At 59.1% G+C, this 14,128-nt stretch carries 14 protein-coding genes; 11 read left to right on the plus strand and 3 right to left on the minus strand.

Annotated features, from left to right (window positions below; all coding sequences use genetic code 11):
• Positions 1 to 39: 39 nt before the first annotated feature.
• From ACR0AA_RS19935 to ACR0AA_RS19945, 3 genes are read right to left on the minus strand one after another with little or no spacing between them, the layout of a single operon-like run.
• Positions 40 to 1,422, minus strand: coding sequence for a sensor histidine kinase (locus ACR0AA_RS19935; RefSeq protein WP_480665776.1), 1,383 nt, complete (start codon positions 1,420 to 1,422; stop codon positions 40 to 42).
• 18 nt (positions 1,423 to 1,440) lie between these two features.
• On the minus strand, positions 1,441 to 2,859 hold the full coding sequence (locus ACR0AA_RS19940; RefSeq protein WP_480756979.1) for a dihydrolipoyl dehydrogenase family protein: 1,419 nt from the start codon (positions 2,857 to 2,859) through the stop codon (positions 1,441 to 1,443).
• A 3-nt stretch (positions 2,860 to 2,862) separates the two neighbouring features.
• The gene (locus ACR0AA_RS19945; RefSeq protein WP_480665778.1) at positions 2,863 to 3,594 is read right to left on the minus strand and encodes a TVP38/TMEM64 family protein; all 732 of its coding nucleotides are present in this window, start codon (positions 3,592 to 3,594) and stop codon (positions 2,863 to 2,865) included.
• A gap of 295 nt (positions 3,595 to 3,889) precedes the next feature.
• Between ACR0AA_RS19945 and rpmH the strand changes: the two genes are divergently transcribed.
• The 11 genes from rpmH to ACR0AA_RS20000 all read left to right on the plus strand — a co-directional run bounded on the left by rpmH (position 3,890) and on the right by ACR0AA_RS20000 (position 14,122).
• Complete coding sequence (gene rpmH / locus ACR0AA_RS19950) at positions 3,890 to 4,024, plus strand: 50S ribosomal protein L34 (protein ID WP_005980833.1); 135 nt, start codon at positions 3,890 to 3,892, stop codon at positions 4,022 to 4,024.
• A gap of 25 nt (positions 4,025 to 4,049) precedes the next feature.
• A complete protein-coding gene (gene rnpA, locus ACR0AA_RS19955) occupies positions 4,050 to 4,475 on the plus strand; it encodes a ribonuclease P protein component (protein WP_480665779.1) in 426 nt (141 codons plus the stop codon).
• The gene (yidD, locus tag ACR0AA_RS19960) at positions 4,472 to 4,720 is read left to right on the plus strand and encodes a membrane protein insertion efficiency factor YidD (RefSeq protein WP_480665780.1); all 249 of its coding nucleotides are present in this window, start codon (positions 4,472 to 4,474) and stop codon (positions 4,718 to 4,720) included. The genes rnpA and yidD overlap by 4 nt, the downstream gene beginning before the upstream one ends.
• A 67-nt stretch (positions 4,721 to 4,787) precedes the next feature.
• A complete protein-coding gene (locus ACR0AA_RS19965) occupies positions 4,788 to 6,404 on the plus strand; it encodes an acyl-CoA dehydrogenase family protein (protein WP_480665781.1) in 1,617 nt (538 codons plus the stop codon).
• A 44-nt stretch (positions 6,405 to 6,448) separates the two neighbouring features.
• Complete coding sequence (gene ttcA / locus ACR0AA_RS19970) at positions 6,449 to 7,342, plus strand: tRNA 2-thiocytidine(32) synthetase TtcA (protein ID WP_480665782.1); 894 nt, start codon at positions 6,449 to 6,451, stop codon at positions 7,340 to 7,342.
• Between the two features lie 71 nt (positions 7,343 to 7,413).
• On the plus strand, positions 7,414 to 8,949 hold the full coding sequence (locus ACR0AA_RS19975; protein ID WP_480756984.1) for a putative bifunctional diguanylate cyclase/phosphodiesterase: 1,536 nt from the start codon (positions 7,414 to 7,416) through the stop codon (positions 8,947 to 8,949).
• Between the two features lie 123 nt (positions 8,950 to 9,072).
• A complete protein-coding gene (gene yidC, locus ACR0AA_RS19980; protein WP_480665784.1) occupies positions 9,073 to 10,902 on the plus strand; it encodes a membrane protein insertase YidC in 1,830 nt (609 codons plus the stop codon).
• Positions 10,899 to 11,636 (plus strand): MOSC domain-containing protein, encoded by a 738-nt coding sequence (locus ACR0AA_RS19985; RefSeq protein WP_480665785.1) that lies wholly within the window; start codon positions 10,899 to 10,901, stop codon positions 11,634 to 11,636. The genes yidC and ACR0AA_RS19985 overlap by 4 nt, the downstream gene beginning before the upstream one ends.
• On the plus strand, positions 11,633 to 12,286 hold the full coding sequence (yihA, locus tag ACR0AA_RS19990) for a ribosome biogenesis GTP-binding protein YihA/YsxC (RefSeq protein ID WP_480665786.1): 654 nt from the start codon (positions 11,633 to 11,635) through the stop codon (positions 12,284 to 12,286). Before ACR0AA_RS19985 ends, yihA begins: the two co-directional genes overlap by 4 nt.
• Positions 12,283 to 12,651 carry a DUF2946 domain-containing protein gene (locus ACR0AA_RS19995; protein ID WP_480665787.1) on the plus strand — a complete coding sequence of 123 codons (369 nt, stop codon included), beginning with the start codon at positions 12,283 to 12,285 and terminating at the stop codon, positions 12,649 to 12,651. Before yihA ends, ACR0AA_RS19995 begins: the two co-directional genes overlap by 4 nt.
• 67 nt (positions 12,652 to 12,718) lie before the next feature.
• Entirely contained in the window at positions 12,719 to 14,122 is a 1,404-nt protein-coding gene (locus tag ACR0AA_RS20000) for a PepSY-associated TM helix domain-containing protein (protein ID WP_480665788.1), read from the plus strand.
• The last annotated feature ends 6 nt before the right edge of the window (positions 14,123 to 14,128 follow it).

The raw sequence follows: 14,128 nt of genomic DNA on the forward strand, positions 1-14,128 counted from the left end.
CAGGTTCCGGGACGTGCAAGTCGATTCTTGAAAAATTTTTCAAAAAGTCACGTCGCCCTGCGGAAGCCTGATTTCGAAGGTCGTCCCTTGTGGTCCTGTCTCGGCCAAAACCAGATCTCCGCCGTGTCCGCGCACAAGTTCTTGCGCGATTGCAAGCCCAAGGCCAGAGCCACCTTTTCGTACGCCACCCTGAAACGGCGTAAACAAGTTTTCACGCGCTTTGGGCGGCAGGCCCGGGCCATTGTCCTTGATCTCGATGCACCAGTCGTTTTCGTGTACGCAGCCGGCAATTGTGATCTTGCCAGGCTTACCGGACGCCACCAGCGCCTGACGCGCGTTGCGCACGAGGTTCATTATGACGCGGAAAATCTGCTCGGGATCGGCACGGGCAACCAGGTCCTCCGGCACTTCGTTGACGATCTCGACACAGGCATCCGCAACGGCGAGCATTTCACTGGCCACAACGTCCTCGGCCACATCCCGCAAACGTACCATGGTTAGGGTCGGGGCGGGCTCTTCGGCGCGTCCAAAGGCCAGCGTGCTTTCGCACAAGGACACAGCCCGCGTAATCGAATTCACCAGCTTCGGAGCCATGCGGCGCACCAGCGGGTCATCGCTGGCCTCGATCCGGTCGGTAAAAAGCTGAGCCGAAGTCAGAATATTCCTTAGGTCATGGCTGACCTTTGCCACGGCGCCACCTAACTGAGCCAAACGTTCGCGCTGCTTCAGGGCTTGCGTCAACTCAGTCTGCAACTGCTGCAGTGCCTCCTCGGCTTCTCGCAGCTCGGTCACTTTGGAATTGGGGGAAATAATTCCCCGCGCATCCTCCGGGGCCCCCGCATAGCGCTGCATGTAACCAACGACGCTCTTGATCGGTTTGACCAGAACGACACGCACGGCCAGGAACAGAAAGAATGCAGTGATGATCGAGATAACGAAAGACAGGCCAAGAATGCGAAGGCCATAATCGGTCATCGCCATGCGCAAAGGCATGCTGTCCATAGTGACTTCGATCAGCAGCCCAGCGCCTTTGACCGGCTCACCTATCACACGAATAACCTCGTTTTCCGGTGTGAACAGGCGCGTCAGGGCGTCCCGGATCAATATCCACGGCCCGGCATCGCGCAGGTCATATGTCTTGGTGATCTGCTCGGGAATGGGTGACGACAGCATAAGCTGCCGGACCTCATCGCGCCGAAGCACAACGTTATAGACGCCCGCGTTAGCCAGCAACTCAGCCTCAAGCTCTTCGGCCAGCATGTCGTCTGCCAATAAAGCCAGCGAGGCGATCTGAGCGCGCTCAAGCCGGTTCAGCAGGAAATCCTCTCGAAACCGCGCGATCGAAGGGACAAAGATCAGGACCTCGGCCAACATCACGAAGACCGTCGTCAGGATCAGAAAACGGCCCGACAGCGAGTTCAAATGGCGCTCCTTTCCCGGTCAGGGGATCCAGCGCTGGACGAACCTGACCACTCGTTTAACCGTCTGATTCTCAAACAGCCTTGGCGAGAAATAGGCTCCCGCCACCCGTTTGTTAAGCTCTCCGATCGTTGGATAGGGTGAAACCATCGCGGCGATCTGGCCCATCTTCAGGTTATTGGCCAATGCCAGCGACCACAAGTTGATCAATTCGCCTGCCTGGTGACCCACGATTGTAGCACCCACGGGGCGACCTTTTACAACCATGACCTTGATAAAACCTTTCGTCTTACGCTCAGTGATCGCGCGGTCGTTGTGGTGGTAGTCAAACCGCGCGATTTCGAACCTGTCGCCATGTTGGGCGCGTGCCTGTGCTTCGGTCAGGCCGACCTGTGCCAGTTCGGGATCCGTGTAGGTTGCCCAAGGGATATGCGTTGTCTTCGCTTTCGACGGCAGTCCAAACAGGGCCGAGCGAATGATGATCCCAGCGTGATACCCCGCGACATGGGTGAATTGCAGCCCACCGGAAACGTCGCCAATGGCGTAAACCTTTCTGTTCGTGGTGCGCAGCGTGTCATCCACTTTGATCCCGGTGCGGGTCGGCTCGATCCCGGCGGCCTCAAGGTTCAGGCGGTCGGAATTCGCCTTGCGTCCTGCAGCCAAAAGCAGGTGAGAGCCCGAGAAGATGTCTCCGTTCTCGGTCACAACCTCAATTGCACCGTTATTGTGCCTGATCTGCGCGACCATCGCCTGTTCGTGAATCGCCACACCTTCGGCGCGCAGAGTCTCCAAGACAATCTCGGCCGCTTCGGGATCATCTTTGCCCAGCGCCGTCAGCCCCTCGATCACGGTCACTTTGCTACCCAGCCGGATATGAGCCTGCGCCATTTCCATGCCGATGGGACCTCCGCCAATGATCAACAGATGCTCGGGTTTGTCGCGCAGGTCAAAGATGGTCTCGTTGGTGTAAAACGTCACCTGATCCAAACCGGGAATCGGCGGCACCAACGGGGAAGAGCCTGTTGCGATCACAACGCGCCGGGCGGTGATCAGGTTGTCACCCGCCTGCACCTGGGTCTGAGAGACAAAACTGCCGTATTCCCGGATCACTTTGACGCCGAAGCCTTCGAACCTCTCCTGACTGTCCATTGGTTCAATCTGCGCGATCACATCATGCACATGGTCCTTGGCGGCCGCGTAGTCGACCTGAGGCACCACGTCAGCCACGCCCAGCGCTTTTGAATGCGCCTGCCCATAAGCTGCCTTGCCACTGGCAATCAGGGCTTTGGACGGCACGCAGCCGAAATTCAGGCAGTCGCCGCCCATCTTGTGTCCTTCCAGCAGGATGACATTTGCCCCCATCTGGCTTGCACCTGCGGCCACCGACAACCCACCCGACCCGGCACCGATCACCAGGATATCGGTCTTCAGTTCTTGCATGAATCAGGCGTCCTTTCGGCCACGAATGGATTTTATGACGATCGGCAAAGCGGCCAGGACACACAATCCAATGATGGGGCCGATCACAAAGGGCTCCCACAGAAGCGATACGTCTGGTGATTCACCCCTGTCGAACACGCCGCCCAGCCCGACGCCGATCCAAGTGTAGACGATACCTCCGGGAATGATACCCAGAGCTGTGGTGATCAGGAAATTGCGGAACTTCACACCGACCAGCGCAGGCACCAGATTGGCGACAAAAAACGGCACGACGGGAACAAGACGCAGCAGGAACAGCACCGAGATTTCATTCTCGCGCAGGCCATCCTTCAGTTTTTTCACAGCCCCTTCCGAAGCCTCAAGCCGGGCAGTCAGAGATTCGCCCAGCCCCCAACGCGCGGCCAGAAAGATCGCCGATGCACCGATTGTAGCCGCGAACACGTTGAAGACCGTTCCGGCGAACAGGCCAAACAAAAAGCCTCCGGTCATTGAGGCTACCGCAGCACCCGGCAGTGAAAACGCCACGATGATAATGTAGATCGCCACAAAAGCACCGGCCATGGCCCAGTAATTGGCATCACGCCAGGCCAACAGCGCCTCGCGATTGTCGCGCAGCGTCTCAAAGGTCAGGTAATCGCCCAGTGTGAAAAACCCGACCGCCGCCACGGCGAGAATCACCAGCAATGGTATATGTCGCGCAAGCCCGCTGCGTGGGGCCTGAGTTGTGTCGCTCATGAGGCTGTCCGGTTTTGTGCGTTTCATTGTGCGAATAACATGCGCCGCAAGCAGCGCCAGAAACAGGGGCCTCACGCTGCCTTGATGTTTTTGGCTGGGAATGTGAGGGTTTGGGACCGTAAACCGGGCATTTTGAAACCTTTTGTGCGCTGCGGTTACAGAATTGTTGCAAAAGGCGCGAAAACCCCACCTAGGGGTTTGACTTACCCCCCGCTACCCAGTAGAGGACGGGCTTCGAACACCACGGGCAGGCGAATCCGCGCCGCACCCGACCGCATAGATTGGAGACGGAGCGATGAAACGCACCTATCAGCCTTCGAACCTGGTTCGCAAACGCCGCCACGGTTTCCGCGCGCGCATGGCCACCAAGGCCGGCCGCAAGATCCTGAACGCGCGCCGCGCACGTGGCCGCAAGTCGCTGAGCGCGTAAACCGCTCACCGATCAGGTTATGAACATGACGCCGCCGGAGGCCCCTGTGGATGGTAAGAACCAGCCCGGGGATACGCCCCCGGCGGCGTCCGTTTGCGCGCCTGATACTCTGACCGTTCTCAAGAAGCGATCCGACTTCCTGAAAGCCGCGCGCGCGCGCAGGCAGGGCACATCTTCGATGATGGTGCAGGCCCGCAAACGCGCACCTGACGAGGCAATTGGGATTCGGGTGGGCTTCACCTGCTCCAAAAAGGTCGGCAATGCAGTTGCCCGCAACCGCGCCAAGCGTCGGCTGCGCGAGGCCGCGCGGGCTGTTCTGCCCATCAGCGGCCAAGACGGGTGGGATTACGTCTTGATCGGCCGGGCCGAAACCACAGCCAAACGGCCCTATGAGGCGCTTCTGGACGATCTGCGTTATGCGCTGCGCAAAGTGCACACCGCTCGGAAATGACCCTGTTCTCACATATCGTCGCCCTGCCCGTCCGGGTCTATCGGCTGGTGTTCAGCCCCTGGGTCGGTTTCAATTGCCGGTATCAACCGACCTGCTCGGCCTATGCGCTGGAAGCCTTGGAAAAGCACGGTGCGATCAGGGGAAGCTGGCTGGCGGCACGGCGGATTGGCCGTTGCCATCCCTGGGGCGGCGACGGGTATGATCCTGTTCCGGATCGCAAAGACGACGGCGGCGGCTGTTCGTGACCTTCCGTCAGACTTGACCCGTTCCGAGCACCGCTAAACACTTGGACCCGTACTACCTGAGGTCCAGATGACATCCCAAGCCCGCCACTCACTGCCTACACATGATGTTCTGAATCAGCCGCCATTGCGTGGCGACTCCAACCTCTGGACGTCTGATCCCGTGCTGCGAAACACCGTGCATTTTGCAGGCGGGCGTTCCGCTCCATTAGAGGCTTATGGAGAAACGCTTGGGCGTGCAGAGACCCGCGAACTGGGGCGCGAGGCCAATCGGCACCCCCCGGAACTACGACTGTTCGATCAGGGCGGCAGACGTCTGGACGAGGTTCGGTTTCACCCCGCCTATCACCAGATGATGCAGACCAGTCAATCCGCCGGCTACCCGTCATTGGCCTGGGACGGGCAGCCCGGAGGCCACGCCACGCATGCAGCGATGGTGTATTTGGCCAGCCAGGTCGAACCCGGGCACTGCTGCCCGATGACCATGACCTATGCGGCAATTCCGGCCCTTGCGGCCAATGAGCAGGTCGCGTCGGTCTGGCGGCCAAAGCTCATGGCACGCAGCTATGATCCGTCGATGAAGCCGATCAAGCAGAAGGCCAGCGCTACGCTAGGCATGGCGATGACCGAGAAACAGGGTGGCTCGGACGTGCGCGCCAATACGACCGTCGCGATCCGCGATGGCGAGCACTGGCGATTGCGCGGGCATAAATGGTTCTGTTCCGCCCCAATGTCAGACGGGTTCCTGACACTGGCGCAAGCGCCGGGCGGCCTGACATGTTTCCTCGTGCCCCGCTGGCTTGATGGTGAGCGCAACGCGATCCACCTGATGCGGTTGAAGGACAAGCTGGGCAACAAATCCAACGCCTCGTCCGAGATCGAATACCACGACGCACTCGCCTATCAGCTAGGCGAAGAAGGGGCGGGCGTTCGGACGATCATCGAGATGGTGCACCACACGCGGCTGGATACGGCCGTGGCGCCGGCCGGCCTGATGCGCGCCGCACTCGCCGAGGCGCATCACTGGGTGTCGCACCGCAACGCCTTTCAGCGCAGGTTAATCGACCAACCCCTGATGCGCGCCGTGCTGGCTGATCTTGTGCTGGACTGGGAAGGCGCGATGACGTTGGGTATGCGTGTCGCACGGGCGTTCGACGGCCAGTCGCCCGAGGACAAAGCCTTTGCCCGCATCGGCGTCGCACTGGCCAAGTTCCTGAACAACAAACGCTGCCCCGTCGTCGTGGTCGAAGCGATGGAGGTTCTGGGCGGCATGGGCTACGTCGAAGACACCCCCCTGCCCCTGATCTATCGCGAAGCGCCCCTAAACAGCATTTGGGAAGGGTCGGGCAATGTGATCTGCCTCGACATTCTGCGCACCCTCACCCGCGATCCGTTGGCTGCCGACGTTCTGCAGGCCGAGCTGGACGCCGCAGCAGGCACCGACAGAGGTTACGACGAAGCTCTGAAGGCGCATCGTGGTCGCTGGCCGGAAATTCCGCCAGAGAGCGAAGCGCGTTGGTTCGCTGAGAACGCGGCCCTGTTGCTGACCGCATCGCAGCTACTGCGCCACGCTCCGAGCGAGGTTGCCGACGGCTTTATTGCCGCGCGTCTGTCAGGTGAAAGCGGTCGCATCCCGGGATCGGTCACAGGACTGGACACGGAAGCCCTGCTGGGGCGTCTGGGATGACCCGCCCACTTGCCCGGTTGCCACAACTGCTGTAGGGGCTGCGCATGTTTGACGAAGCTGACGATATCCACCCGCTCTTTGCCGGCGCGCCCTCGACCACCGAGTTCAAAAAGCTGCGCAAGCGCATCGTGCGCCAGACCCGTGAGGCCATCGAGCAGTACGGGATGGTGGACCCGGCCGCCCATGACAAGGATGGCAAACCGCCACGTTGGCTGGTCTGCCTGTCCGGCGGCAAGGACAGCTATACCCTGCTGGCGGTCCTTTATGAGCTGAAATGGCGCGGGCTGCTGCCAGTCGATCTTCTGGCCTGCAATCTGGATCAGGGTCAGCCTGGTTTTCCGGCGACCGTCCTGCCCGAGTTCCTGGAACGAATGGGCGTCCCCCATCGGATTGAGTATCAGGACACCTATTCCGTTGTGATGGACAAGGTTCCGCAGGGCCGCACTTATTGCGCTCTGTGCTCGCGACTGCGGCGTGGCAACTTGTACCGCATTGCCCGCGAAGAAGGCTGCAGTGCCGTCGTACTGGGCCATCACCGCGACGATATCCTTGAGACATTCTTCATGAACCTGTTCCACGGTGGGCGTTTGGCTACCATGCCTCCAAAACTGGTGAACGAAGAAGGCGATCTGTTCGTCTTCCGTCCCCTCGCCCATGTGGCCGAGGCCGATTGCGAGAAATTCGCCATCTCGATGAACTATCCCATCATCCCCTGCGACCTGTGCGGCAGCCAGGACGGCCTGCAGCGCCAGCAGGTGAAACAGATTCTCGACCAGTGGGAAAAGAACAGCCCCGGACGTCGCCAGGTGATGTTCCGGGCGCTGACAAACGCGCGTCCTTCGCATCTTCTGGACCCGAAACTGTTTGATTTTCAGAACCTTGCGCTGAGTCCGGGCAAAAAAGACGAAAATTCTGACGAAATTCCGCAGTTGCGTTAACGAGTGACTCAGATTGGCTTTCTAGGGTCGACCTGAGCGAGCGATGCTCAAGGTAGAGGCCCGGATAACCGATGTGGAAACATATCTCAGTCAACAGAATTCTAGACTTTCTCGCCACGGCGCTAAGCGGGCCTCCAGCGCTAGCCTTTGCACCGGCGATCAGCCTCGCCGCATATTGGATTGGCGGAGAACGCGCGCTAGTCATCGTCGCGCTGGCGCTTCCGCTGGTGTTTGCGGTGGCGGTCTCAGTCGCGAACAAAGTCGATGACCGGTCAAAACGCCAAAGCGGACTGTTGCCGATCGATGTTTTCGCTGCCGAGATGGAAGCCGTTTTCCAGGACAATCGGCGCACTGGTCACGAAGCCGCCTGCATGGTTGTGGAACTGGACGGGTTTCCTGATTTTCTGGATCTCCACGGCAATACCGCTGGCAACCTGATGGCGGACCAGTTCCGTGCTCGCGTTCTCTCCGTCATCCGTTCCCAGGACATTGCCACGGGCTTGGATCAAAGCAAGATCTCCATCGGTTTGCGTGGGTCGCAGAATCTGGACCTTGAAGCCTGTATTCAGATGTCGGGCCGACTTCAGGCAGCTGTCGAAGAGCCGATTACTTTGAATGGCACCAGCGTATACATGTCCTGCTCGATCGGGTTTTGTCTTCAATCCTCACTCCCTGATGCCGCCTTTGCCGAGTGGATCGACGCCGCAAGCGCGGCTTTGGACGAAGCACAAAGAAACGGCCCTTCGACCATCCGCGCCTATTCTTCGGAAACACAACGGCGGGCCCGCATTCGCGCCAATCTGCGCAATGAGTTTATTGCGGCCCTGGACAGCGGTGAGATTTGTCCATGGTTTCAACCACAAATTTCTACGGATACCGGGCATGTGACAGGGTTCGAGGCTCTGGCCCGCTGGGAACATCCCCAAAAGGGCGTGTTGGGCCCGCAGGTTTTTCTGCCTTTTGCCGAACAGGCCGACCTGATGGAACGGCTGGGTCAGGTGATGCGGCATCACGCCTTTGCCGCCATGCGAGAGTGGGACCGCGCCGGAGTGATCGTGCCTCGGATCGGAGTAAATTTCTCATCAGACGAACTGCGCGATCCGGCGCTGATCGAGCGTCTGAAATGGGAACTTGATCAGAATGACCTCACCCCCGACAGACTGGCCGCCGAGATTCTTGAAACCGTATTTTCCAGACGTCCGGATGACGTGATCACCCGCAATGTAACCAGCATGTCCAATCTGGGCTGCTGCATTGATCTGGATGATTTTGGCACCGGTCATGCGTCCATTGCCTCGATCAAACGCTTTGACGTCTCGCGCATCAAAATCGACCGGTCCTTTGTTGCCAAGGCTGATCGCGATGCCAGCCAGCAACAGTTGGTTGCCGCAATTTTGACCATGGCGGAACGGCTGAATGTCGAGACTTTGGCCGAAGGCGTTGAAACCCCCGGCGAACATGCACTGATGGCTCAGTTGGGCTGCGATCATGTTCAGGGCTTTGGAATTGGGAAGCCGATGCCTTTTGAAAAGACCATCGACTGGATGCTGGCGCATCAAAACAAGATCAACGGAATGCCGCAAATCGGGCGCCAGGCGCGGCCATAACCGCGAATTAACGCCACAGAACCGCGATCCGTGAGGAAATAAGGGGCGATTCCGCTTGACCTTTGGGCTTGCACTCTGTTGAACCCAGCGGGTGTCTTTCACTGCTCAAGGTGGCTGTCCCAGATGGACGATCAGAACAAGAATCTCATCCTCGCAACCGCGCTCAGCTTTCTCGTGATCCTGGTTTGGTTCGTGCTGTTCCCACCGCCCGAGCAGACCACGTCGCCAGAAACGACCGAGATCAGCGCAACAGAGGGTACAGACGTTCAGACCCCCAGCGCCACCAGCACCGGCACTGTCGGCGAAGCGACGGCAGACGCGACCGAAGTCGAGCCCGATGCTGAGGCACCTCGGATCGAAATCGACACGCCGCGTCTGAAGGGCAGCCTGTCCCTGTCCGGCGGCCGCATCGATGAGCTGTTTCTGAAGGACTACAAAGTTTCGATCGAAGAAGGCGCACCCATTGTCGAGCTGCTGTCGCCCGTGGGCTCGGACTCGGCATACTACGCCCTATACGGATGGGCCCCGGGCGCGGGTGTGGCAGGGGCTGACGTCCCCGGCCCGAACACGCTGTGGACCGTCGAAAACGGTGATGCACTGAGCGTCGATACTCCGGTTACCCTGAAATGGGATAACGAAAAGGGTCTGACCTTTCGCCGCACGATCTCGGTTGACGCAGACTTTATGTTCACCGTTACCCAGTCGGTTCAGAACAACACCCAGTCCGAGGTCGGCATGGCCCCTTACGGCATCCTTGCCCGCCATGGTATGGGTGAAGACGGCGAACTGCCTGATCTGAAGAACTTCTTCATCCTGCATGAAGGCGTGATGGTCATGGCTGACGGCGTTCTGGACGAAATCGACTATGGCGATGTACGCGATTTTGACATCGACCCGAATGAGCGTGCGCAAGCCGAGGTCTTTCAGATCAAAGAAGGCGGTTGGATCGGCTTCACTGATCACTACTGGATGACCACCCTGATCCCTGAAGAAGGGTCTGCCTTCAAGGCCGCAGCAAAATACGACTCTCGCCGCAAGATCTACCAGACGGAAACCGTTCTGCCGACGCTGACTGTTGCTCCGGGCGCAACCGAGGAAGTCACCACTCAACTGTTTGCCGGTGCCAAGGAATGGGAGACCATCCGCGAGTATCAGCAAGAGGGCGTGCAGAAGTTCATCGACAGCATCGACTGGGGCTGGTTCTACTTCCTGACCAAGCCGATCTTCTGGCTGCTGCACAACATCAATGCCCTGATCGGCAACATGGGTTGGTCGATCATCGGCCTGACCCTGATCATCAAGGCAATCCTGTTCCCGCTGGCGTTCAAATCCTACGTCTCGATGGCGAAGATGAAAGAACTCCAACCGCAGATGGAGGCCCTGAAAGAGGCTGCTGGCGACGACCGCCAGAAGATGCAGCAGGGCATGATGGAGCTGTACAAGAAGGAAAAGGTGAACCCGGCCGCAGGCTGTCTGCCAATCCTGCTGCAGATCCCGATCTTCTTCTCGCTGTACAAAGTGATCTTCGTCACGATCGAACTGCGTCAAGCCCCATGGTTTGGCCCGTTCCAGGACCTCAGCGCGCCGGACCCGACCTCGATTATGAACCTGTTCGGCTTGTTGCCTTGGGCCGGTCCGCAGCCTGACACGCTGATGGCGCTGATCTTCATTGGTATTCTGCCGCTGCTGCTGGGTATCTCGATGTGGCTGCAGCAGAAACTGAACCCGGCGCCAACCGATCCGACACAAGCGATGATCTTTGCCTGGATGCCGTGGGTATTCATGTTCATGCTGGGCAGTTTTGCCAGCGGGCTGGTCGTCTACTGGATCGCGAACAACACGATCACGTTCACGCAGCAGTATCTGATCATGCGCAGTCAAGGCTATAAGCCCGACGTGTTCGGCAACATCAAATCCGGCTTCAAGCGTACGCCCAAGACGGACGACAAATGAATGCCAAAGTGACCCATATCTGGCGGCATCCGATCAAAAGTCATGGTCGTGAAGCCGTCCAGACCGTAACAGCAACCCCCGGGCAGACCTTGCCCGGGGATCGTGTTTGGGCGGTCGCGCATGAGGCCTCCGCCGCGGATGGGTCACAATGGGTGCCTTGTGCTAATTTCAGCCGAGGGGCGAAAGCACCTCAGTTGATGGCGATTTCGGCACGGCTGAACGGCGATACAGTGACTCTGATGCACCCGGATCTGCCGGAACTCAGCTTTGACCCCGACACAAATCAACAGGTGTTTCTGGATTGGGTCAAACCGCTTATGCCCGCTGATCGCGCGGCATCGGCGCGGATCATTCGGGTCCCCGGACGGGGCATGACCGACAGCGATTTCCCTTCGATCAGCTTGTGCAACTTGGCGTCGCATCGGGCCGTTGAACAAAAGTTGGGCCAGTACCTGTCGTTCCATCGCTGGCGCGGCAACATCTGGTTCGATGGCCTTCCCCTGTGGGAAGAATTCGATTGGCTCAACCGAGAGGTTCAGGTTGGCGAGACCGTGTTCCGCGTGCGTGAACGTATCACCCGCTGCTTGGCAACGACGGCCAATCCCGAAACCGGCGCTCGTGATGCCGATACACTGGGCACGTTGAACAGCTGGGGCCATCAGGATTTCGGCGTCTATGCCGAAGTGGTTCGTGGTGGCACAATCTCCGTCGGCGATAAGGTTCACCTGTTATGAGCACTCTTCCCTTCCCACTGGTCGAAGACCCGGACGAGTTCGCGCTGGAGCGCGGGCGTAAGCTGTTTGCAGGACCGTCCGAGTTTGTAAAAGGCGTGGTTGCCATGAACGGCCTGCCAGCGCCTGATCGGCTTGAGGTTTGCTTTGCAGGCCGATCCAATGTGGGCAAATCCAGCCTGATCAACGCGCTGACCGGCACCAAGGGGTTGGCCCGTGCGTCGAACACTCCGGGCCGCACGCAAGAGATCAACTTTTTCACACAAGGCCCCGAGCTTTATCTCGTGGACCTGCCCGGCTATGGCTACGCCAATGCCCCGGTAAAGGTCGTGGAGAAATGGCAGCGGCTGCTGAAACAATATCTGAGTGGGCGGCAGACATTGCGCCGCGCCTTTGTTCTGATCGACTCACGCCATGGTGTGAAACCGGTTGATGCCGAGATCATGAAGCTGCTGGACACCAGCGCAGTCACGTTCCAATGCGTGATGACCAAGGCTGACAAGGTCAAGGCCAATGAGCGCCAGAAAGTGCTGGATCAAGTGCGCGGCGCGCTGTCGAAACACCCGGCAGCCTTTCCGGAAATCGTTCTGACCTCGTCCGAAAAGGGTGATGGTATTCCAACACTCCGCTCAATCATCGCGCATCTGGAATGATCCTGATCAGCCGCATTTTCCCTGCATTCATGTTGCTCGCGCTTTTGGTGACCAGCGCGATTCCGCAAGGCTGGATGCCTGCAATGGGGAATGACGGAAAAGTACTGCTGGTGCTGTGCACCGGGGAAGGTACGGTCGAGCAATGGGTCGATCTGAACCCCGACGGTCCAGTTCACGACGATACCGACTCGCGCGTCTTGTGTCCCTTCGCGGGCATGACAGCGGATATCGAGCTGCCTTCCACCCAAGTGGTTGTCCCATTCACCGCGCCAATCCAGGCCCGCTGGGAACATCGCGATTTCACACACCGCAGTGCCGGGTTCTACACCCGCTACGACGCCCGCGGGCCACCTCTTATCTCCTGATTCACCTCAACAAAGTTTGAACCTACGCAGGCACTGCGTAGGGCAATTAGCGAATCCGGAGACTATCATGGCAATGAATAGCCAAAACCTGGGGGATACCCCGGCGCAGACTACTGCTGCGCAAAAATTCTACTTTGCCGCCTGGCGGTGGCACTTCTACGCGGGGATCTTCGTCATCCCATTCCTAATCATTCTGGCCGTCACCGGGATGATGATGATGTTCATCACTCAGCTTGACGGACGCGACGGAGAGAAAATCGGGGTGACCATTCAGGGGCACGCGCTCCCTGTGTCCCAACAGGCCGAGGTCGCCCTTGAACAGGTGCCCGGTACGGTCGTGGAATGGATCGGCCCCAAAGCCGCCGATCTGGCAACCGTCTTCCGCATCAAAACCGAAGTGGGTCAGCGCCTTGTGGCCGTCGACCCTTATGCCGGAGAAGTTCTTGACGTATGGGATCGCCGCGCGGGCTGGTACGATCTGGCCGACAACATCCACTCCACATTGATGATCGGCACGACCGGAGACCGTATTCTTGAAATCGCGGCGGGGCTCAGCCTGCTGCTGGTCTTTACCGGGCTGTACATGTGGTGGCCGCGCGGAAACACTATGGCAGCGCTGGTGCCAAATATGCGCGCACGCGGTCGCGCAATGTGGAAGTCGCTGCACGCTGTTGTCGGATTCTGGATGTCCGGGCTGTTGGTGGTCTTCCTGATCTCAGGCCTTTCTTGGGCCGGTGTTTGGGGTGGAATGATCGTCCAGCCTTGGAGCAGTTTCCCGGCCGAGAAATGGGACAATGTCCCGTTGTCCGATGATATCCACGCCAGTATGAACCACGGGCACCAGAACGACGTCCCTTGGGCGCTGGAGCAGACACCAATGCCTGCCTCGGGCTCCGGCGCCGGGATCGATGGAGTACCACAAGGCTCAACGGTCGATATTGACGCGCTGGTGGCGCTTGGCACCGCGCTGGACATGACAGGACGGTTCCGTGTGGCCTATCCCGGTGGTGAGGACGGTGTCTGGACCCTGAACCGGGACAGTATGAGCAGCGATTCGACCGATCCGGTGAATGACCGCACTGTTCACGTGGATCAGTACACTGGCAGGATTCTAGCGGATGTCCGTTATGAGGATTACTCGCTTATGGGCAAATCCATGGCGGTTGGTATCCCGTTTCACATGGGTCTGATGGGCACGTGGAACTTCATCCTGAACGTGGTGTTCTGCCTGTCGGTCATCTTTGTCTGCGTCTCTGGCGTTGTGATGTGGATCAAGCGTCGGCCGCAGCGTGCCGGGCGTCTGGCCGCGCCGCCGATGCCTGCGGAACTGCCATTGTGGAAAGGGGCTGTCCTGATCGGCCTGTTCACCGCGATGGCCTTCCCGCTGGTGGGTTTGACGCTGCTGGTCGTGCTGGCCTTTGACCTTCTGCTGGTCAGCAACATCCCGGCCATGAAACGCGCGATGAGCTGATCTAAA

The sequence above is a fragment of the Ruegeria sp. CE8 genome (assembly GCF_056537465.1).

Bases quoted from the DNA above. Each gene is read 5' to 3' on its own strand.
- ACR0AA_RS19975 (WP_480756984.1), top strand. From the start codon at position 7,414: ATGTGGAAACATATCTCAGTCAACAGAATTCTAGACTTTCTCGCCACG.
- ACR0AA_RS20000 (WP_480665788.1), top strand. From the start codon at position 12,719: ATGGCAATGAATAGCCAAAACCTGGGGGATACCCCGGCGCAGACTACT.
- rpmH (WP_005980833.1), top strand. From the start codon at position 3,890: ATGAAACGCACCTATCAGCCTTCGAACCTGGTTCGCAAACGCCGCCAC.
- yidD (WP_480665780.1), top strand. From the start codon at position 4,472: ATGACCCTGTTCTCACATATCGTCGCCCTGCCCGTCCGGGTCTATCGG.
- ACR0AA_RS19945 (WP_480665778.1), bottom strand. From the start codon at position 3,594: ATGAGCGACACAACTCAGGCCCCACGCAGCGGGCTTGCGCGACATATA.
- ACR0AA_RS19940 (WP_480756979.1), bottom strand. From the start codon at position 2,859: ATGCAAGAACTGAAGACCGATATCCTGGTGATCGGTGCCGGGTCGGGT.
- ACR0AA_RS19985 (WP_480665785.1), top strand. From the start codon at position 10,899: ATGAATGCCAAAGTGACCCATATCTGGCGGCATCCGATCAAAAGTCAT.
- rnpA (WP_480665779.1), top strand. From the start codon at position 4,050: ATGACGCCGCCGGAGGCCCCTGTGGATGGTAAGAACCAGCCCGGGGAT.
- yidC (WP_480665784.1), top strand. From the start codon at position 9,073: ATGGACGATCAGAACAAGAATCTCATCCTCGCAACCGCGCTCAGCTTT.
- ttcA (WP_480665782.1), top strand. From the start codon at position 6,449: ATGTTTGACGAAGCTGACGATATCCACCCGCTCTTTGCCGGCGCGCCC.
- yihA (WP_480665786.1), top strand. From the start codon at position 11,633: ATGAGCACTCTTCCCTTCCCACTGGTCGAAGACCCGGACGAGTTCGCG.
- ACR0AA_RS19995 (WP_480665787.1), top strand. From the start codon at position 12,283: ATGATCCTGATCAGCCGCATTTTCCCTGCATTCATGTTGCTCGCGCTT.
- ACR0AA_RS19965 (WP_480665781.1), top strand. From the start codon at position 4,788: ATGACATCCCAAGCCCGCCACTCACTGCCTACACATGATGTTCTGAAT.